Origin of the sequence: Xenophilus arseniciresistens (assembly GCF_028023875.1) — a bacterium.
Classification (GTDB): domain Bacteria; phylum Pseudomonadota; class Gammaproteobacteria; order Burkholderiales; family Burkholderiaceae_C; genus Xenophilus; species Xenophilus arseniciresistens.
In genome coordinates this window covers 48,846-67,293 of sequence record NZ_JAQIPB010000013.1, presented here as the reverse complement: position 1 = coordinate 67,293, position 18,448 = coordinate 48,846, and the positions used below count along the sequence as shown (strand labels likewise).

19 protein-coding genes are annotated in these 18,448 nt (G+C 71.6%); 14 read left to right on the top strand and 5 right to left on the bottom strand.

The window, feature by feature from the left end; all coding sequences use genetic code 11:
* Positions 1-13: 13 nt before the first annotated feature.
* Positions 14-541 (top strand): CinA family protein, encoded by a 528-nt coding sequence (locus tag PGB34_RS21925; protein ID WP_271430236.1) that lies wholly within the window; start codon positions 14-16, stop codon positions 539-541.
* A gap of 4 nt (positions 542-545) precedes the next feature.
* Here the strand turns inward: PGB34_RS21925 and PGB34_RS21920 are convergent, their stop codons facing one another.
* The gene (locus tag PGB34_RS21920) at positions 546-1,481 is read right to left on the bottom strand and encodes an isopenicillin N synthase family dioxygenase (RefSeq protein ID WP_271430235.1); all 936 of its coding nucleotides are present in this window, start codon (positions 1,479-1,481) and stop codon (positions 546-548) included.
* Positions 1,482-1,500: 19 nt separating this feature from the next.
* Positions 1,501-2,220, bottom strand: a complete 720-nt coding sequence (locus PGB34_RS21915) for a GntR family transcriptional regulator (protein WP_271430234.1) — start codon at positions 2,218-2,220, stop codon at positions 1,501-1,503.
* Between the two features lie 127 nt (positions 2,221-2,347).
* Here PGB34_RS21915 and PGB34_RS21910 point away from each other — a divergent pair, with 127 nt between their 5' ends.
* The 4 genes from PGB34_RS21910 (at position 2,348) to PGB34_RS21895 (ending at position 6,566) form a co-directional block, all read left to right on the top strand.
* Positions 2,348-3,358: a Bug family tripartite tricarboxylate transporter substrate binding protein gene (locus tag PGB34_RS21910; RefSeq protein WP_271430233.1), complete on the top strand. Its 1,011-nt coding sequence runs from the start codon at positions 2,348-2,350 to the stop codon at positions 3,356-3,358.
* A 21-nt stretch (positions 3,359-3,379) separates the two neighbouring features.
* On the top strand, positions 3,380-4,126 hold the full coding sequence (locus PGB34_RS21905) for a sulfite exporter TauE/SafE family protein (RefSeq protein ID WP_271430232.1): 747 nt from the start codon (positions 3,380-3,382) through the stop codon (positions 4,124-4,126).
* Between the two features lie 10 nt (positions 4,127-4,136).
* On the top strand, positions 4,137-5,534 hold the full coding sequence (locus tag PGB34_RS21900) for an amidohydrolase family protein (protein ID WP_271430231.1): 1,398 nt from the start codon (positions 4,137-4,139) through the stop codon (positions 5,532-5,534).
* Between the two features lie 138 nt (positions 5,535-5,672).
* Positions 5,673-6,566: a DMT family transporter gene (locus PGB34_RS21895; protein ID WP_271430230.1), complete on the top strand. Its 894-nt coding sequence runs from the start codon at positions 5,673-5,675 to the stop codon at positions 6,564-6,566.
* A gap of 4 nt (positions 6,567-6,570) precedes the next feature.
* Here PGB34_RS21895 and PGB34_RS21890 read toward each other — a convergent pair whose 3' ends face one another.
* Together PGB34_RS21890 and PGB34_RS21885 are read right to left on the bottom strand one after the other, a co-directional pair.
* Positions 6,571-7,224 carry a Vgb family protein gene (locus PGB34_RS21890; RefSeq protein ID WP_271430296.1) on the bottom strand — a complete coding sequence of 218 codons (654 nt, stop codon included), beginning with the start codon at positions 7,222-7,224 and terminating at the stop codon, positions 6,571-6,573.
* A gap of 148 nt (positions 7,225-7,372) precedes the next feature.
* Entirely contained in the window at positions 7,373-8,608 is a 1,236-nt protein-coding gene (locus PGB34_RS21885) for a helix-turn-helix domain-containing protein (RefSeq protein ID WP_271430229.1), read from the bottom strand.
* Positions 8,609-8,707: 99 nt separating this feature from the next.
* Between PGB34_RS21885 and PGB34_RS21880 the strand changes: the two genes are divergently transcribed.
* The gene (locus PGB34_RS21880) at positions 8,708-9,640 is read left to right on the top strand and encodes a glutaminase (RefSeq protein ID WP_271430228.1); all 933 of its coding nucleotides are present in this window, start codon (positions 8,708-8,710) and stop codon (positions 9,638-9,640) included.
* On the opposite strand, the gene PGB34_RS21875 is transcribed toward PGB34_RS21880, so the two are convergent.
* A complete protein-coding gene (locus PGB34_RS21875; RefSeq protein WP_271430227.1) occupies positions 9,637-10,566 on the bottom strand; it encodes a LysR family transcriptional regulator in 930 nt (309 codons plus the stop codon). The genes PGB34_RS21880 and PGB34_RS21875 overlap by 4 nt on opposite strands.
* 123 nt (positions 10,567-10,689) lie before the next feature.
* On the opposite strand from PGB34_RS21875, the gene PGB34_RS21870 reads away from it, so the two are divergent.
* The 8 genes from PGB34_RS21870 (at position 10,690) to biuH (ending at position 18,398) form a co-directional block, all read left to right on the top strand.
* Positions 10,690-10,884: a hypothetical protein gene (locus PGB34_RS21870; RefSeq protein ID WP_271430226.1), complete on the top strand. Its 195-nt coding sequence runs from the start codon at positions 10,690-10,692 to the stop codon at positions 10,882-10,884.
* A 320-nt stretch (positions 10,885-11,204) separates the two neighbouring features.
* Entirely contained in the window at positions 11,205-12,935 is a 1,731-nt protein-coding gene (gene atzF / locus PGB34_RS21865; RefSeq protein ID WP_271430225.1) for an allophanate hydrolase, read from the top strand.
* A 39-nt stretch (positions 12,936-12,974) separates the two neighbouring features.
* On the top strand, positions 12,975-13,355 hold the full coding sequence (gene hpxZ / locus PGB34_RS21860) for an oxalurate catabolism protein HpxZ (protein ID WP_271430224.1): 381 nt from the start codon (positions 12,975-12,977) through the stop codon (positions 13,353-13,355).
* A 110-nt stretch (positions 13,356-13,465) separates the two neighbouring features.
* Positions 13,466-14,587, top strand: coding sequence for a BMP family ABC transporter substrate-binding protein (locus PGB34_RS21855; protein ID WP_408647938.1), 1,122 nt, complete (start codon positions 13,466-13,468; stop codon positions 14,585-14,587).
* Between the two features lie 22 nt (positions 14,588-14,609).
* The gene (locus PGB34_RS21850) at positions 14,610-15,719 is read left to right on the top strand and encodes an ABC transporter permease (protein ID WP_271430294.1); all 1,110 of its coding nucleotides are present in this window, start codon (positions 14,610-14,612) and stop codon (positions 15,717-15,719) included.
* Positions 15,716-16,636: an ABC transporter permease gene (locus PGB34_RS21845; protein ID WP_271430223.1), complete on the top strand. Its 921-nt coding sequence runs from the start codon at positions 15,716-15,718 to the stop codon at positions 16,634-16,636. Before PGB34_RS21850 ends, PGB34_RS21845 begins: the two co-directional genes overlap by 4 nt.
* Before the next feature lie 18 nt (positions 16,637-16,654).
* Positions 16,655-17,701 carry a formamidase gene (locus tag PGB34_RS21840; protein ID WP_271430222.1) on the top strand — a complete coding sequence of 349 codons (1,047 nt, stop codon included), beginning with the start codon at positions 16,655-16,657 and terminating at the stop codon, positions 17,699-17,701.
* Position 17,702: 1 nt separating this feature from the next.
* Positions 17,703-18,398: a biuret amidohydrolase gene (gene biuH / locus PGB34_RS21835; protein ID WP_271430221.1), complete on the top strand. Its 696-nt coding sequence runs from the start codon at positions 17,703-17,705 to the stop codon at positions 18,396-18,398.
* Positions 18,399-18,448 lie beyond the last annotated feature (50 nt).

Sequence of the window (18,448 nt, the reverse complement as noted above, 5' to 3'; positions counted from 1 at the left end):
GCCAACCTTTGCCATGACCACCGCGAACCCGCCACCCCTGAATGTGATCGCCGCCCGCGTTGGCGAAACGCTGCGTGCGCGCGGCCAGACCGTGGCGGTGGCCGAATCCTCGGCCGGCGGGCTGGTGTCGGCGGCGCTGCTGGCCATTCCGGGCGCGTCGGCCTTCTTCCTGGGCGGGGCGGTGGTCTATTCGCGCCGCGCGGGCAAGGCGCTGATGGGACTCACGGCCGACGACATGGCAGGCATGCGCGCCGAAACCGAACCCTACGCCCGCATGATGGCCGCCCGCGTGCGCGCCATGCACCGCGCCAGCTGGGGCCTGTGCGAAAGCGGCGCGGCCGGCCCTTCGGGCAGCCCCTATGGCGATGCCGCCGGCCATGTGTGCGTGGCCGTGGCGGGCGCGGATGTGGATGCACTCGCCAGCCGCACGCTGGCCACCGGCATTGCCGAGCGCGCCACCAACATGGACCTGTTCGCGCGCGCGCTGCTGCAGCAGTTCGAAGAAGTCCTGCAGCAGCAGGCGGCCTCTTCAGCCCCCTGATCCGTCAACCCGCCTTGCTGCCATAAGTCGCGTCAAAGCGCGACTGCAGGTAGGCCTGCGTGGTGATGGGCGCATGGCGCGGCGCCTGGCCGGGCGGCACGCAGGAGGGCAGCGCGCTCACCAGCGCATCGGGGTTCGGGTCCAGGAACAGCGCGATGGAATAGCGCTCGCGCGCGGGCCGCAGCACGCGGTGCGGCGTGGACAGGTACACGTCATTGGTCCAGCGCATCAGGCAGTCGCCGATGTTGCACACGAACGCGCCGGGCAGCGGCGGCACGGCGATCCACTCGTCGCGCCCGCGGCCCTGCACCTGCAGGCCCGAGACGCCGTCCGTGGCCAGCAAGGTGACGTTGCCGTAGTCGGTGTGGGCACCCGCGCCGATGCCATCGTCCTCCTGCCCCGCCTGCGCCACCGCGCTCCCGGGGTAGTGCAGCAGGCGCAAAGTGGCCAGCGGGCGGTCGATCTTGTCGTCGAAGAAGTCCTCGGCCAGGCCCAGGTCGAGCGCGAAGGCGCGGTGCAGCCTGCGGGCCGCGGCCAGCGTGGCGTCGAAGTAGGCCTGCACGCGCTCGCGCCAGCCGGGCAGCGCGGGCCAGGCGTTGGGCGGGCGCGTGGCCTCGTCGGTCCAGATCAGGTTGAAGGCCTCCTTCTGGTCGGCGCCGCGGTGCTCGTCCAGCGCCTCCACGCCGGTGCCCACATAGCCGCGGTTGTGGCTCAGGCTGGCATAGGCCAGCGCCTGCTTGTCGGCCAGCGGCTGGGCGAAGAAGGCCTGGCTGGCGGTGAAGGTGCCCTGCACCAGCTCAAGGGGCACGCCATGGCCGGTGATGGCGAAGAAGCCGATGTCGCGGCAGGCGGCGCCGATGCGGGACGCGACGGCGCGCCGGTCGGCAGCCTGGTCGGAAGCAAGTGCCGAGACGTCGATGACGGGGATGGGGGTGCTCATGGGTGTGCGGCGGGTGCGTTCAACGTTGCAGGGCCAGACGGTAGCGGAAGGTGTCGGCGCGGTACACGGCGGTTTCGGCGTGCACCGGCTCGCCGCCTTGGCTGTAGACGATGCGCTGCACCTCCAGCACCGGCGCGCCGGGCTCGATCTTCAGCAGCCTCGCATCGGCCGGCCGCGCGACGCCGGCGCCGATCTCCAGCTCGGCGCGGCCGATCGCCAGGCCGCCTTCATGCTCGAAGACCTCGATCAGGTCGCGGCGCGAGAAGTCCACGCGCCCCAGTTTTTCGCCCAAGGCCGGGCGCAGCCAGGACGTGTTCACCGAGAGCGGCTCGCGCTCCAGGTAGCGCAGCGTCTGCAACTGGTAGACGGGCTCGCCGGTGCGCAGCTGCAACTGCGCGGCCACGGCCGCCGTGGCCTTGACCTGCCGCCACGCCAGGCGCCGGTTGCTCACCGCGCCGGCCTCGCTGCCCAGCGCCTCGTGCAGGCCCTGCAGGCGGTTGAGGCTCTGCGACGCCTTGGAATGGGACACGAACGCCCCTTTTCCGTGCAGCTTGACGATCAGCCCGTCGGCCTGCAGCGCGGCCAGCGCCTGCCGCACGGTGATGCGGCTGACGCCGTGCTCGGCCTGCATCTCGGACTCGGACGGCAGCTTGTCGCCCGGGCGCAGGCGGCCTCCGAGGATGTCGGCGCGCAGCGCGTCGCGCAGGCGCGCATGCAGCGATTGCGGCAGATCAGCCATGGGCGCGCCCGTCCATCGCGCTGGCATGGCGCTTGCATCGCTTGTTATAACTTGTCATAACGAGTAGATTCTCGCACCGCCCGGGTGCTTCCTTCGTTGTCCGTCCCACCGTTCGAGGAAAACTGCCATGCCCCGCTCTTCTCTCCTGCATTCGTCGTCGCGCCGCAGCTTCGCCGCGGCGCTCGGTGCCAGCCTCGCGCTGGGCCTGGGCGCACCGGCCGCCATGGCGCAGCCGTACCCCGGCAAGCCGATCACGCTGATTGTGCCGTTCGCGGCCGGCGGCGGCGTCGATGCCACGGCACGGCTGGTGAACACGAAGCTGGGCGAAGTGCTCAAGCAATCGGTGGTCATCGAGAACGTGGCCGGCGCGGCAGGCACCATCGGCACGCAGAAGGCGGCCCGCGCGAGCGCGGACGGCTACACGCTGCTCTTCGCCGTGGCCAGTCCCCTCAACGTGGCGCCGCTGGTCGCGCCCTCGGCCGTTCGCTACGACACCTTCAAGGACTTCACGCCCATCGCCACCGTCGGCGTCTCGCCCTTCGTGCTGATCGGGCGCAGCGGGCTGCCCGCCGCCGACATGGCCGAGCTGGTCCGACTGGTGAAGAAGGAGCCCGGCAAGCTCAACTTCGGCACCGACGGCGTTGGCACGTCCCTGCATGTCACGGCCGAGCTCATCAAGCAGCGCGCGGGCCTGGACATGGTGCATGTGCCCTACAAGTCCGGGCCGCAGGTGCTGACCGATGTCGCCGGCGGGCAGGTCGACCTGGCCGTGCTGCCCCTGTCGCTGGCGCAGCCTTTCATCAAGGACGGCAAGGTCAAGGCCTTCGGCGTGACCTCGAAGCAGCGCGCGGCCATCGCGCCCCAGGTGCCGGCCTTGGCCGAGACCGCGGCCCTGAAGGACTTCGAGGTCGATTCCTGGCTCGGCATCCTGGCGCCCGCTGGCGTGCCCGCGTCCGTCGTGCAGCAGCTCACGCAGGCCGTCGAGGCGACGATGAAGGACCCCGAGGTGGTGCGCAAGCTCGGCGACATCGCCGTGCGCCCCGTGGTCATGACCGGCAAGGCCTTCGGCGACTATCTGGCGCAGGAGCGCCGCACCACGCAGGACGTGGTGACCAAGGCCAACATCAAGGCCGAGTAAGCCGCCTAGCCCGACGCGCCGATGCCCCTGCTTGCCCACGCCTGGATCCTGCTGCCTGCGGTGCTGCTCGCCGGCGGCCTGATCGGTGCGACCGGCATCGGCGGCGTGCTGCTGGTGCCGGTGCTCACGCGCTTTGGCGAGGTGGCGCCGCCGCAGGCCATCGCCGCGGCCTCGCTGGCCTTTGCGCTGCCGGCGCTGGTGGCGCTGCGGCCCCTGGCGCGCGAGCCCGCGCTGGCCCGCCGCACCGTGCCGCTGCTGGCCGGCGCGCTGGCCGGTGCGGCCGGCGGCGCCCTGCTGGTGCAGGCCTTGCCCGCGCGCGTGCTGCTGGCCGGGGTGACGGCGCTGGTGCTCTTTGCCGGGATGCGCGGCGTCATGGCGCAGGAGCGGCATGCCGAAGCCGCGCCGCTGCTGTCGGCGCCTGTGCTGGCGGGCCTGGGCGTGCTGGTGGGCATCGGTTCGGCGCTCACGGGCACGGGCGGCCCGGTGCTGCTGCTGCCGCTGCTGATGCTGTGCCGCCAGCGCGTGGACTTCGCCGTCATCGCGGCCCAGGCCGTGCAGCTGCCGGTGGCGCTGACCAGCAGCGCCGTGCACGCGGCGGCACACAGGCTCGACTGGGGCCTGGCCGCGGCTTGCGGCGGGCTGCTGCTGATCGGCTCGCTGGCCGGGCAGCGCCTGGCCAGCGGGCTGGACCGGCAGCGGCTGCAGCGCCTCGTCAGCGGCCTGCTGCTGCTCGTGGGCGCCTGGTTCGTCTACCTGCTTTTCACCTAGGGAGGCTCGCATGCTTTCATCCTCCGACCTGAGCGCGACCGACGGCGGCCCCTTGCTGCTGGCGCCCGAGTGGCTGATGCGCCCCGAGGGCGCGCAGCGCGGCTGGGCCGCGGCCGTGCATGGCGGCCGCTTCACGCACGTCGGCCCGCGCGAGGCGGTGCAGGCGGCCCACCCGGGCCGCGCATTCGTCGAGCTGCCGCAGCAGCTGCTGATGCCCGGCCTCATCGACACCCACACGCACCTCACCCAGGCCTTCGGCAAGTCGCTGGCCTTCGGCGAACCGTCCGAGATCTTCAAGCGCATCTGGGTGCCGATGGAGGGCGTGCTGGACACCCACGCGGCCTACCTCTCGGCCAGGCTCGCGGCCTGGGAATCGCTGCGCGGCGGCTTCACCACCGTGGTCGACGCCGGCACGCGCTCCGAAGAAGGTTTGGCCGGCGTGGCGCAGGCCGCGCGCGACACCGGCATCCGCTGCGTGCTGGGCCTGATCTGCAACGATGCCGGCAACACCGACGGCGAAGCCGGGGCGCGCCGCATCCTCGACCGCGCGGCCGGCTTCCTGGCCGCGTTCGAGCACGACCCGCTGGTGCACCCCTCGCTCGCGATCTCCATCCCCGAGGCCGCGAGCGACCGCATGCTGCACGACGTGGCCGCGCTCACGCGCGAGGCCAGCCGGCGCTTCCAGACCCATGTGAACGAGCATCTCGCAGCCGTGGAGCGCTCCCTGGTGGCGCGCGGCCTGCGGCCCATCGAGCTGCTGCACGCGGTGGGCGCGCTCAACGAGAGCGCCCTGCTGGCCCATGCGACGCTGCTCACGCACCGCGAGTTCGGCCTGCTGCGGGACAGCGGCGCCGCCGTCGCCTACAACCCCGTTGCCAGCGCCTGGAAGGGCAACGCCGTGCTCGACGCCGGCATGCTGCAGCTGCTGGGCGTGCCCTTCGGCCTGGGCACCGACGGCACGCGCGCCGACGGCCTGCGCCTGCTGGACGCGGCCGAGACGGCGCAGCGCCTCACGCACGGGCTGGCCAATGGCGATTCCTCCTGCGGCGGCGGCTGGACCTGGCTGGACCATGGCACGCACCGGGGCGCCGAAGCCGCCGGCCTGGGCCGGCTCACCGGCCGCATCGAGCCCGGGTTCGCCGCCGACTTCCTGCTGCTGGACCTGGACGGGCCCGAGTTCCTGCCCAGCTGGGACCTGAGCTGGGAGCTGGTGCGCTTTGGCAACCGCGACCAGATCCAGGCCGTTTTCGTCAACGGCGCGCTGCGGCTGTGGCAAGGCTGGCCGGTGGACTGGGATGCACGCGCCCTGATGCGCGAAGTGGCCGAGGTCGCGCGCCGCGACGTGGCCCGCGCGCCGCTGCAGCGGGTGCACGCCACGGCCGACGCCCACCGGGCGATGTCCACCTGAGCGGCCGCAGCACAGGCGACAGCGGACGATCACCGAATCTGATGGATCGGCTCAGAATCGGCAACTTCCGCAATCCCGGCGCTGGCGGCAAGATCGCCAGTTTTGCCCGCAGGCGCCCCGCCGGGCCATCGCCTTGTCATGACCGACCGCAAGACCCACCTGGACAGCCGCGCTGTCACCCTCCTCGTGGCCTGCTGCGCCTTCTGGGGCCTGCAGCAGATCCTGATCAAGACCACGGTGACCGAGGTGCCGCCGATGTGGCAGGCCACGCTGCGCATGAGCGGTGCCGTGCTGCTGCTGTGGCTGTGGTGCCGGCTGCGCGGCGTGCCGCTGTTCGAGCGCGACGGCTCGCTGCCCGGCGGGCTGGCCGCGGGCCTGCTGTTCGCGGGGGAGTTCGTGTGCATCTACATCGGGCTGCAGCACACCAGCGCCTCCAGGCTCACGGTGTTCCTCTACACCTCGCCCTTCGTGGTGGCGCTGCTGCTGCCGCGCTTCGTGCCCGTGGAACGGCTGCGCGGCCTGCAGTGGGTGGGGCTGGCGATCGCCTTCGCGGCGGTGTTCGTGGCCTTCAGCGAAAGCTTCGGCCACAGCAGCCCGGGGCAGCTGTATGGCGATGCGCTGGCGCTGGCCGCGGGCGTGCTGTGGGGGCTGACCACCCTGGTGATCCGCGCCACGCGGCTGGCCACGGTGAGCGCCGAGAAGACGCTGTTCTACCAACTGGCCGTGACGGCCGCGGTGGTGCCGCTGCTGTCGCTGGTGCGCGGTGAGCCCTGGAGCTTTTCATACTCGGCCTATGCCTGGCTGTCCATCGCGCTGCAGACGGTGATCGGCGCTTTTGCGAGCTACCTGGCCTGGATGTGGATGCTGCGCCACTACCCGGCCACGCGCATCTCCTCCTTCACCTTCCTCACGCCGCTGTTCGCGCTGGTCTTCGGCGTGCTGCTGCTCAAGGAGCCGCTCACGCCGCAGCTGCTGATGGCACTGGGCGGCGTGGCGCTGGGCATCGTGCTGGTGAACCGGCAGCCCAGGTAGTCGCTCAGGCCACGGCGGCTTCGGGCCGGCGCACGGCGCGCACCTTGCCGCTGAGGCCACCGCCGCAGTAGAAGAGCTCGGCCCCGTCCGATTCGAGCCCGCTCACGCCCATGCCGGCCGGCAGCGCCAGGCGCTGCAGCACTTCGGCGCTTTGGGGGTCGATGCGGCGCAGCTCGCTTTCATCGGCCTCCCAGGTGCCATGCCAGAGCTGGCCATCGACCCAGGTGACGCCGGTGACGAAGCGGTTCGATTCCAGCGTGCGCAGCACGGCGCCGGTCTGCGGGTCGACCTGGTGGATCTTGCGCTCGCGGTACTGGCCCACCCACAGGCTGCCCTCGGCCCAGGCCAGGCCCGAATCCTCGCCGCCGCCGGGTGCGGGAATGGCGCGCTGCACCTCGCCGGTGGCCGGGTCGATGCGGTGGATGCGCGCACCGGCGATCTGCCACAGGTGCGTGCCGTCGAAGGCCGTGCCTGCGTCCCCGGCCTGCGCGAGTTCGCCCGCGCTCTCGCCGCTGGCAGGGTCGAAGGCCAGGATGCGCGCGCCGACGGCGGCCCACACGCGCCGGCCGTCGTGCGTGACGCCGTGGATGGCCTCGGCGCCCGCGAAGGGGCCGTATTCGCGCAGAACCTGCGCGGGCTGGGCTTCGGGCAGGCGCATGGCCTTGGGCGCGCCGGCCAGCGGCGAGCTGCTGGCGCAGGCGGCGGAGGTCGAGGCGGAAACCGGCGTGGAAGCGGAAGAAGAAGACGAGGACGACATGGTGAAACTCCTTTGGCTGAAGGTCATGGCGAGAGGCCATGGCTGCACTCTAGGCAATGGGCGGCGCGCCGGGGAGTAACAAAAGGGTCGTGAATCCGGTCAGCGGCGGAGCCACCCAGCGCCGCGCCCGCGCCAGGCCCACGGCGCGCACGCGGCCTTCGGCGTGCAGCTCGGCCAGCGCGCGCTGCACCTGGCGCTGGCTCTCGCCCAGGGCCTGGGCCAGGGCGGAAGTGGACCAGGCCGCGCCGTCGGCCAGCAGCGCCAGCAGCGCGCCCGAATCGCCATCGAGCGGCGGCAGCAGCAGCCGCACGGTATCGGCCTGGCCAGGGGGCGCGTGCAGGGCCTGCAGCGCATAGCCGCGGTCGGTGGCCCTCACCTGCGCCAGCGGCGCCACCAGGCGGCGCAGCCGGCCCATCTCCACCCGCAGGCGCGCGCGGTGCGTCTCGTCGCTCTCGCGCTGCCGGAAGACTTCGGCGATCAGCGCCTCGCGCGGCACGTCGTGCGGCCAGGCGCGCGCCAGCGCACGCAGCAGCGCGAAGAGCACGGGCCGGCGCGACAGGTCCAGCGCCCGGCCCCGGGCGCAGAGCCGGTGGCGGCAGGCATCGACCACCAGCGCGGGGCCGGCCAGCAGCGCCGCCACCTCGTCCAGGCGCAGCGGCGATTCGCCATCCGGCCCCAGGCAGCGCGCCGCCGGGCGCTGCAGCAGCGCCTGCGCATCCAGCACCTCGGCCAGCAGTGCGGGCACCTGCGCCTTTTGCGCGGCGCGCAGCGCGCGTGCCAGTGCGGCGGCGGCCTCTTCAACGTTCAAGGCGCGCAGCGCGAGTTCGGCCGCCGTCAGCTCGGCCAGGGCACCCAGCACCGGCGGCAGGGCCTGGCCGTTCAGCCGCGCCAGCGCGGCCTGCGCCTCGTCGAGCCGGCCCAGCAGCAGCAGGTGCCGCGCCTCGATGGCATGGGCATGCCAGGCGTTGGCCATGTCGCCCCTGGCCTGCAGCGTCTGGGCCGCGCGGGCCAGGGCCGGCGGCGCGGCCTGCAGGTCGCGCAGCGCCAGCGCCACCTCGGCCTGCGCCACCACGCAGCGCGCGCGGGCCACGGCCTCGTGCGCGCCAAAGCCGCGCTCGGCCCGGCGCAGCAGCATGCGGGCGCGCGCGTGTTCGCCCAGCTGCGCCAGCGCGATGCCGCGCAGCGCCAGCGCAGGCGGGTCGCCGCGCAAGGCCACCTGCTTCAGCGCCTCCAGCGCATCGCCCTGCGCCAGTGCGCGCGCGGCGGCATTGATGAGGGAATCCATGGCGCAAGACTACCCCGCTGCGATGCGATTGCCGAAATGGCGTTCACGGGCCCTGGTCCAGAATGCCGGGTCGCCCTGTCCTGCCCTCTGCTGCCCGCCATGCAATTCCAGCCCATCCTTGACGAGATCGCCTTCCAGATCCAGCGCGAGCTGGCGCAGCAGGGCCCGCGCGGCCAGGTGGCCCGGTACATCCCGGCACTGGCGCGCGTGGACGCGGCGCAGTTCGGCATCGCGCTGCGCACCTGCGACGGGCAGGAAGCGGTGGCCGGCGACGGCCAGACGCCCTTCTCGATCCAGAGCATCTCCAAGGTGTTCACGCTCACGCTGGCCATGCGCCACATGAGCGAGCAGGCGCTGTGGGCGCGCATCGGCCGCGAGCCCTCGGGCAACCCGTTCAATTCCCTGGTGCAGCTCGAGTTCGAGCAGGGCACGCCGCGCAACCCCTTCATCAATGCCGGCGCCATCGCGGTGGCCGACCGCATCGTGGCGCTGTACGGCGCAGGCGCGCAGCGCGAACTGTGCGGCTTCATGAGCCACCTGGCCGGCGAGCCCATCGCCTACGACGAGGAAGTGGCCGCCTCGGAGGCGGCCACGGGCTACCGCAACCATGCGCTGGCCAATTTCATGAAGAGCTTCGGCCGCATCGACCATGGCGTGCAGGAAGTGCTGGACCTCTACTTCCACCAGTGCGCGCTGCGCATGAGCTGCCTGCAGCTGGCACGCGCGGCGGGCTATCTGTGCCGCGACGGCGCGCATCCGCTGCAGGCCGACGCACCGGTGGTGAGCGAGCGCCAGGCCCGCCGCATCAACGCGCTGATGCTGACCTGCGGCACCTACGACGCGGCGGGCGAGTTCGCCTTCCGCATCGGCCTGCCCTGCAAGAGCGGCGTGGGCGGCGGCATCGTCGCCGTGGTGCCGGACCGGCTCACGCTGGCCGTGTGGTCGCCCGCGCTGGACGAGACCGGCAACTCGCTGCTGGGCATGAAGGCGCTGGAGCTGTTCACCACGCGCACCGGGCTTTCGGTGTTTTAGGGCGCCTTTCGCACCAGCTGTCCTTCCATGCCCTGCCCGGGCGACCAGCTCAGCAGCGTTTCGGCCACGCGCGCGGCCGGCCCTTCGCGCGGCTCGCTGGCGCGCAGGCCCACCACCAGGTGCCGCACCAGCCGCGGCGTGAGCGGCAGCACGCGCACACGCTCGCTGGCATAGGCCGAGGCGTCGTCCATCAGCGGCAGCAGCGCCGCGCCATAGCCGGCCTGCACCAGGCCGCGCATGGCCGTGTCGTAGTTGTGCTCGATGCGTGCGCGCGGCGCGAAACCCGCCTTGGCGAACCACTCCATGGTCAGGGTCTGCATGCGGCTGCCGGGCTCGTTCATGATCAATGGCCGCTGCGCCAGCCAGGCCGGCGTGGCGCGCCTGACCACGGGCCAGTGCGCCGGCACCAGCGCGCGCATCTCGTGCCGCAGCCAGGGCGTGAAACGCAGCCCCGGCACCGCCGGCTGGGGCAGCGAGACCACGGCCACGTCCACCGTGCCGGCCTGCAGCCCCGCCACCGAGCCGTCGGAGCCCACGAAACTGGGCGAGATCTCGATGCCCGGGTAGCGCTGGGTCAGAAGCTCGAAGACGGGCGGCAGCAGATCGACCACCACGCTGGTGGTGCTCACACCCAGGCGCACGCGCCCCTCCAGGCCCGCATGGCGGCGCTGCGTGGCCTCGATGGCCTCGTCCACATCGCGCAGCAGGCGACGGCCGCGCTCGACCAGCTCGGCGCCGGCCGGCGTGGGCTGCACCCGCCGCGCGGCGCGCACCAGCAGCGGCACGTCCAGGCGGGATTCCAGCTCGCTCACATGCAGGCTCACCGTGGGCTGGGCCAAGTGCAGCGCCTGCGCGGCGGCCGAGAAGCTGCCCAGATCGGCAATGGCAATGAGGGTGCGAAGCTGGTCGAGGTTGAGGTGGCGCATCAGGCATCCTGATGAGAAGGCTCAGGATTCTCAACTTCTCCGATACGGTTGCGCAAGCCATGATCGCGGCACTTCCACTGCAGCCACGCGCTTCATCACCTCTTCACCGACCCGGAGCCCCCCATGACCGCCGCCCTGTTGCACCACCTCGCCCCCGCCGCCCTGCCCCTGCAGCGCCTGCGCCACTGGTGGCAGCGCAGCACCCTGGCCCGCCAGCGCCGCGCCGAGCTGCGCGCCTTGCAGGCGCTGGGACAGCATGAGCTCAACGACCTGGGTGTGGGGCACAGCGAGTTGCCGGGGCTGGGGCGCAGGGGCTGAGGCCTGCGCCGCCTTGCACCAAAGCGGAACGCGCCTGCCCACGCACCCCTGATCTGACGCGGCCTCCCCAGATGCAGCGCTGCATTTCGGTGCGCCGGCCCCGGCGCGCCGGGGCCGGCTGGAGGCGCTGAACCCGGCCGCCTACGCGCCGCCCCGCCGCCGCGCTGCGGCCGCCGGCCTCCTTGTTTCCAATGACCGCGCGACCGGGGTCGCGGGCTGGAGCGGACGCGTGCCCGCGTGCCCGCGTGCTCGAGCGCGCGCCGCGCAGCGCTGGCACGTCACTTGCATCTCATCTTGGATACAAGAAAGGATGCTTGATCATGGTGCACGCACTGTCCGCGGTGGCCCAGCCCCGTCCGGAACTGGACGGCCTGCCGGCCGCCGCCTGGATCACCCGCCTGGACGCGCCCCTGCCACCGCTGGCCGCTGCCCCTGGCGCCCCTGGCGATGCACTGGCCGGCCTGCGCTTTGCGGTGAAGGACAACATCGACGTGGGCGGGCTGCCCACCACCGCAGGCTGCCCGGCCTTCGCCTACGTGGCGCCCGAGGACGCCACCGTGGTGCAGCGCCTGCGCGCCGCGGGCGCCGCGCTGCAGGGCAAGACCAACCTCGACCAGTTCGCCTGCGGGCTCAATGGCACGCGCTCGCCTTATGGCGCGGTGCCCAACAGCTTTGATGCAAAACTGGTTTCGGGCGGCTCCAGCTCGGGCTCGGCCTATGTGGTGGCCACGGGCGAGGTGGACTTCGCGCTGGGCACCGACACCGCGGGCTCGGGCCGCGTGCCGGCGGGGCTGAACAACATCGTGGGCATCAAGCCGTCGCGCGGCCTGATCAGCGCGCGCGGGCTGGTGCCTGCGGCGCAGAGCGTGGACTGCGTCTCGATCTTTGCGCGCACGGTGGCGCTGGCCGCACGCGTGCTGCACGAGGCCATGGGCCCGGACCCGGCCGATCCCTACTCGCGCAGCCTGGCGATGGCGCCCGCGCACTGGCCCGCCCGCTTCCGCTTCGGCGTGCCTTCGCTGCGCGAGTTCTTCGGCGACGCGCAGGCGCAAGCGGCCTGGGACGAGGCCATCGCACGGCTGCAGGGCCTGGGCGGCACGCCGGTGCAGATCGACTACGCGCCGCTGGCCGAGGCGGCGGCCCTGCTGTATGAGAGCGCGCTGGTGGCCGAGCGCCATGCGGCCGTGGGAGCCTTCTTCGACGCGCACGAAGCGCAGGTGATGGAGCCGGTGCGCGGCATCCTGGCGCAGGGCCGCCGGCACAGCGCCAGCGAGCATGCACAGGCGCTCACCCGGCTGCGCATGCTGGGCCAGCGCGCGGCTGCGATGTGGGCGCAGATCGACGTGCTGGCCGTGCCCACCGCGCCCACCCACTGCAGCATCGCCGACATGCGCGCCGACCCGGTGGGGCGCAACAGCCGCATGGGCGTGTACACCAACTTCGTGAACCTGCTGGACTATGCGGCCATCGCCGTGCCCAGCAGCCTGCGGCCCGACGGGCTGCCCTTCGGCATCACCTTCGTGGGCCAGGCCGGCAGCGATTTCGCGCTCGCCGCGCTGGGCCAGCGCTACCACCACGCCAGCGGCCTGCCACTGGGTGCCACGGGCCAGCCGCTGCCAGCCACCGAGGCGCTGCCACAACCCCCTGCCGATGGCGACTGCGTGCAGGTGGCCGTGGTGGGCGCGCACCTGTCGGGCATGCCGCTCAACAGCCAGTTGCTTGAGCGGGGCGGGCGCCTGCTGCGCAGCACCCGCACGACGGCCGACTACCGCCTGCATGCGCTGCCGGGCACCACGCCGCCCAAGCCGGGGCTGGTTCGCGTGGCCGCGGGCGAGGGCGCTGCCATCGAGGTGGAGGTGTGGTCGCTGCCCGTGGGCCGCTATGGCTCCTTCGTCGCGCTGATCCCGGCGCCGCTTGGCATCGGCACGCTGAGCCTGGCCGACGGCTCGGCCGTGCAGGGCTTCCTGTGCGAAGCCTCGGCGCTGGCCGGTGCGCAGGACATCAGCCATCACGGCGGCTGGCGGGCCTACATGGCGCAGCGCACGGCCTGAGCGCCGCACCCGTCGATCAATCCCTCCACCAGGATCCCCATGACCCAAGAAATCAACCTGCCCGATGTGCTGGCCGAGCTGACCGAGGTGTTCGCGCAGTACGAAGAGGCGCTCGTGAACAACAAGGTCGAAGTGCTGGACGCGCTGTTCTGGAACAGCCCGCACACGCTGCGCTATGGCGTGGCCGAAGTGCAGTACGGCCATGCGGCCATCCAGGCCTATCGCGCCGCCCAGCCTGCACAGGGCCAGCCCCGCACGCTCACGCGCACGGTGATCACCACCTATGGGCGCGAGTACGGCACTGCGAACGTGGAGTTCCAGCGCGAGGGCGAAAGCCGCATCGGCCGCCAGAGCCAGACCTGGCTGCGCCTGCCCGAGGGCTGGCGCGTGGTGGCGGCGCACGTGAGCCTGATGGGCTGAGCCCCCAGGCACGCAATTTGCGTCCCTTCTTGTATCCAAGTTAGGTCCGGTGCTTTGTGCACCGATCTGAATCGAGCCCCCATCCAACCCCTGTCTTCCCGGAGAACGCCATGTCCATGACCCCGCTGACCCGTCGCGCATCGCTGAAATCCATTGCCGCACTGGGCGCCGCAGGCACCCTGGGCGGCCTGCACGGCCTGGCCGGCGCCCAGGCCAAGGGGCTGACCGTGGGCGTGATCTACGTCGGCCCGCGCGACGACTACGGCTACAACCAGGCCCACGCGCTGGCCGCCGCCGAGCTCAAGAAGGTGGCAGGGGTCAAGGTGGTCGAGGAAGAGAACGTGCCCGAGACCACGGCCGTGCAAAAGAGCATGACCGGCATGGTCATGCAGGACGGCGCGAAGCTGCTGTTTCCGACCTCCTTCGGCTACTTCGACCCGCACGTGCTGGCGCAGGCCGCCAAGTACCCCGAGGTGCGCTTCTCGCACTGCGGCGGCCTGTGGACCGAAGGCAAGCACCCGAAGAACGCGGGCAGCTTCTTCGGCTACATCGAGGAAGCGCAGTTCCTCAACGGCGTGGTGGCCGGCCACATGAGCAAGAGCGGCAAGATCGCCTTCGTCGCGGCCAAGCCCATTCCGCAGGTGCTGCGCAACATCAATGCCTTCACGCTGGGCGCGCGCTCGGTCAAGCCCGGCATCACCTGCAGCGTGATCTTCACGGGCGACTGGTCGATGGCCGTGAAGGAGGCCGAGGCCACCAACAGCCTGGCCGACCAGGGCTGCGACGTGTTCACCATGCATGTGGACGGCCCCAAGGTGGTGGTCGAGACGGCCGCCAAGCGCGGCAAGATGGTGTGCGGCTACCACGCCAGCCAGGCCAGGCTGGCGCCGCAGGCCTACCTGACGGGCGCCGAATGGAACTGGATCACCGCGTACCTGCAGGTGCTGGAGGCCGCGCGCACGGGCAAGCCGCATCCGAACTTCCTGCGTGGCGGCATGAAGGAAGGCTTCGTGAAGATGTCGGCCTACGGCCCGGCCGTGACCGACGCGGCGAAGAAGCAGGCCGACGAGGTCAAGGCGAAGATGCTGGCCGGCCAGTTCGACATCTTCAAGGGCCCGCTCAAGGACAACAAGGGCAAGCAGATCCTCGCCGCGGGCCAGGTGCACAAGCAGACCGATCTGGCGCTGGAGCAGATGAACTACCTGGTCGAAGGCGTCCAGGGTTCGTTCTGAGCCCGAAGGGCCCGACGCCATGATGAATTCGCTGGCCAGGGACATCGGGCTGCCGCTGGCCGCCATCGCGGCGGCCCTGCTGCTGTTCGGCATCTTCGTGTCCTTCGCCGGCGTCGATCCGGTCGAAGTCTGGGTGCTGCTCTTCAAGGGCGCCTTCGGCGACTGGTTCAGCTGGCAGAACACGCTGCAGCGCGCGGCGCCGCTGATGCTCACGGCCCTGTGCGTGGCCATTCCGGCACGCGCGGGGCTGATCATCATCGGCGGCGAAGGCGCGCTGGTGCTGGGCGGGCTGGGCGCCGCGGCGCTGCCTTACCTGCTGCCGCTGCCGGGCCATGGCTGGGGCACGCTGCTGGCCTGCGCGGCCGGCGCGCTGGTGGGCGCGGCCTGGATCATGCTGGCCGGTGCGCTGCGCCAGTACCGCGGCATCAACGAGACCATCAGCAGCCTGCTGCTGGCCTATGTGGCCATCGGCGTTTTCAAGCACCTGGTGGAAGGGCCGCTGCGCGACCCGGCCAGCCTCAACAAGCCGTCCACCCTGCCGCTGCCCGAGGGCGCGCTGCTGACCGGGCTGTGGGGCTCCGACGTGCATGCGGGCCTCTTGATCGGCGTGGGGGTGTGCCTGGCTTTCTGGGTCTGGCTGCGCAGCACGGCTTCGGGCTTTTCAGTGCGCGTGGTGGGCGGCAACCCGCGCACGGCGCAGCTGGTGGGCCTGCCCGCATCCAGGCTGATCCTGCTGGCCTGCGGCCTGGGCGGCGCCTGCGCGGGCCTGGCCGGGGCGGTGGAGGTGGCGGCGGTGCACACCAATGCCAACGCCTCGCTGATCGCGGGCTACGGCTATGCGGGCATCCTCGTGGCCTTCATGGCGCGGCACAACCCGCTGGCCATCATCCCGGTGGCGATCGTGTTCGGCGGCTTTGCGGCCGCGGGCAGCCTGCTGCAGCGGCGCGTGGGTTTGCCCGATGCCTCGGTGCTGGTGCTTCAGGGCATCGCCTTCGTGCTGATCCTGGCCAGCGAGGCACTGCGCGGCACGCAGGGCAAGGTGGTGCTGGCCAGGCTCTTTGCGCGGCCCTTTGAAGACCTGGCGCCGCAGCCTGCTCAGGCCGCGCGCGCACTCCACGGAGGCCAGGCATGACGGCCGATCAATGGATTGCGCTGGCGGCGGCGATCGTCGGCGGTGCGCTGCGCGTGGGCGTGCCCTTTCTGTTCGTGAGCCTGGGCGAATGCCTGACCGAAAAGGCCGGCCGCATCAACCTGGGGCTGGAAGGCGTGCTGGTGCTCTCGGCCATGGCCGCCTTCGGTGGCGCCTACTGGAGCGGCTCGCCGTGGATCGGCGTGCTGGTGGGCGCCGCCGTGGGCGCACTGCTGGCGCTGCTGCACGGGCTTTTGTGCTCGCTCACGGGCGTCAACGACGTGGCCACCGGCATCGCCCTGATGCTGCTGGGCATGGGCCTGGCCTTCTACCTGGGCAAGCCGCTGATCCAGCCGCAGGCGCCGCAGTTGCCCGCGATCCCGCTGGGCGGCTGGAGCGACTCGACGGTGGTGCAAGCCGCGTTGCAGATCAATGCGCTGCTGCCGCTGGGCATCGTGCTCGCCGCGCTCATGGCCTGGGCCTTTGGCCGCACGCGCGCGGGCCTGCTGATCCGGCTGGCCGGCGATTCGGCCAACGCCACGCGCGCGCTGGGCTATTCGGTGGGCGGCATCCGCATCGCGGCCACGGCCGGCGGCGGTTTCATCGCGGGGCTGGGCGGCGCATCGCTCACGCTCTTCTACCCGGGCAGCTGGAACGAAGGCATCTCCAGCGGCCAGGGCCTGATTGCCGTGGCGCTGGTGATCTTCGCGCGCTGGAGCCCGCTGCGCTGCGTGGGCACGGCGCTGCTGTTCGGCGGGGCCGGCGCCATCGGCCCGGCCATGCAGTCCATCGGCGTCTCCTGGGGCTACCACCTGTTCAACACGGTGCCCTACGTGCTGACGCTTCTGATCCTGGTGCTGACCTGCAGGCCCGGCGCGGTGGCCGCGGGCAGCCCGGGTGAGCTCTCTTCCACACGATAGATGAAGGGGAACGCCGAGATGAGTGGTCTGGGTGGATTGAACAAATCGAAGGCCGGCGTGGTGCTGGGCCTGGTGCAGCTGCAGCTGCCGGTCGTCGAGACGCCCGAGCAGCTGGCGGCGCAGACGCAGCGCATCTGCGCGCTGGTGGGCAAGGCGCGCCGCAACATGGCGAACATGGACCTGGTGGTGTTCCCCGAGTACGCGCTGCATGGCCTGTCGATGGACACCAACCCCGCGATCATGTGCTCGCTGGACGGCCCCGAGGTGGCGGCCTTCAAGGCGGCCTGCATCGAGCACCGCATCTGGGGCTGCTTCTCGATCATGGAAGCCAACCCCAAAGGCAACCCCTACAACAGCGGCCTGATCATCGACGACACCGGCGAGATACGCCTGTACTACCGCAAGCTGCACCCCTGGGTGCCCGTGGAGCCCTGGGAGCCCGGCAACGTGGGCGTGCCGGTGTGCGAAGGCCCGAACGGCGTGAAGCTTGCGCTGATCATCTGCCACGACGGCATGTTCCCCGAGATGGCGCGCGAGGCCGCCTACCGGGGCGCCGAAGTGATCCTGCGCACGGCCGGCTACACGGCGCCGATCCGCCATGCCTGGCGCATCACGAACCAGAGCAACGCCTTCCAGAACCTGGCCTACACCGCCAGCGTCTGCATGTGCGGCAGCGACGGCACTTTCGATTCGATGGGCCAGGGCATGTTCTGCAGCTTCGACGGCACGGTGATGGTCGAAGGCGGTGGGCGGCCTGACGAGATCATCACGGCCGAGCTGCGGCCCGACCTGGTGCGCGAGGCGCGCGCGGGCTGGGGCGTGGAGAACAACCCTTACCAGCTCTGGCACCGCGGCTACGTGGCCGTGCAGGGCGGCGCCCAGGACTGCCCCTACACCTTCATGCAGGACATGGTGGCCGGCCGCTACCGCCTGCCCTGGGCCGACAGCGTGCAGGTGACCGACGGCAGCAGCTGCGGCTTTGCCGCGCCCACGCGCCGCTTTGGCGGCAGCGAGCCGAATCCCCTGAACCCCCAGAACCCCCTGACCCCGCCCCAGGAGCCATGAGATGAACGCGCGCACGGTGCAAGCCAACCCCTACGCCTGGCCTTTCGATGCCAGCCTGCGCCCCGACAACACGGCGCTGATCGTCATCGACATGCAGACCGACTTCTGCGGCAAGGGCGGCTATGTGGACGTGATGGGCTACGACCTGTCGCTGACCCAGGCGCCCATCGCGCCGATCAAGGCGCTGCTGGCCGTGATGCGGCCACTGGGCTACACCATCATCCACACCCGCGAGGGCCACCGCCCCGACCTGTCGGACCTGCCGGCCAACAAGCGCTGGCGCTCGCGGCAGATCGGCCAGGGCGGCCTGGGCATCGGCGATGCCGGGCCCTGCGGCCGCATCCTGGTGCGCGGCGAGCCGGGCTGGGAAATCATCCCCGAGCTCGCGCCGCTGCCCGGCGAAGTGGTGATCGACAAGCCCGGCAAGGGCTCCTTCTACGCGACCGACCTGGAGCTGGTGCTGCGCTCGCGCGGCATCGCCAACCTGGTCCTGGCCGGCATCACCACCGACGTGTGCGTGCACACCACGATGCGCGACGCCAACGACCGCGGCTTCGAATGCCTGCTGCTGTCGGACTGCACGGCCGCCACCGACCCCGCGAACCACCAGGCGGCGCTGAACATGGTGACGATGCAGGGCGGGGTGTTTGGTGCGCATGCGCCGTCCAGTGCATTGATTGAAGCACTGCAGCCATGACCCCCACGCTCATCGCTTCGCGTATCGCTGCCCCCCGAGGGGGCGCTGCA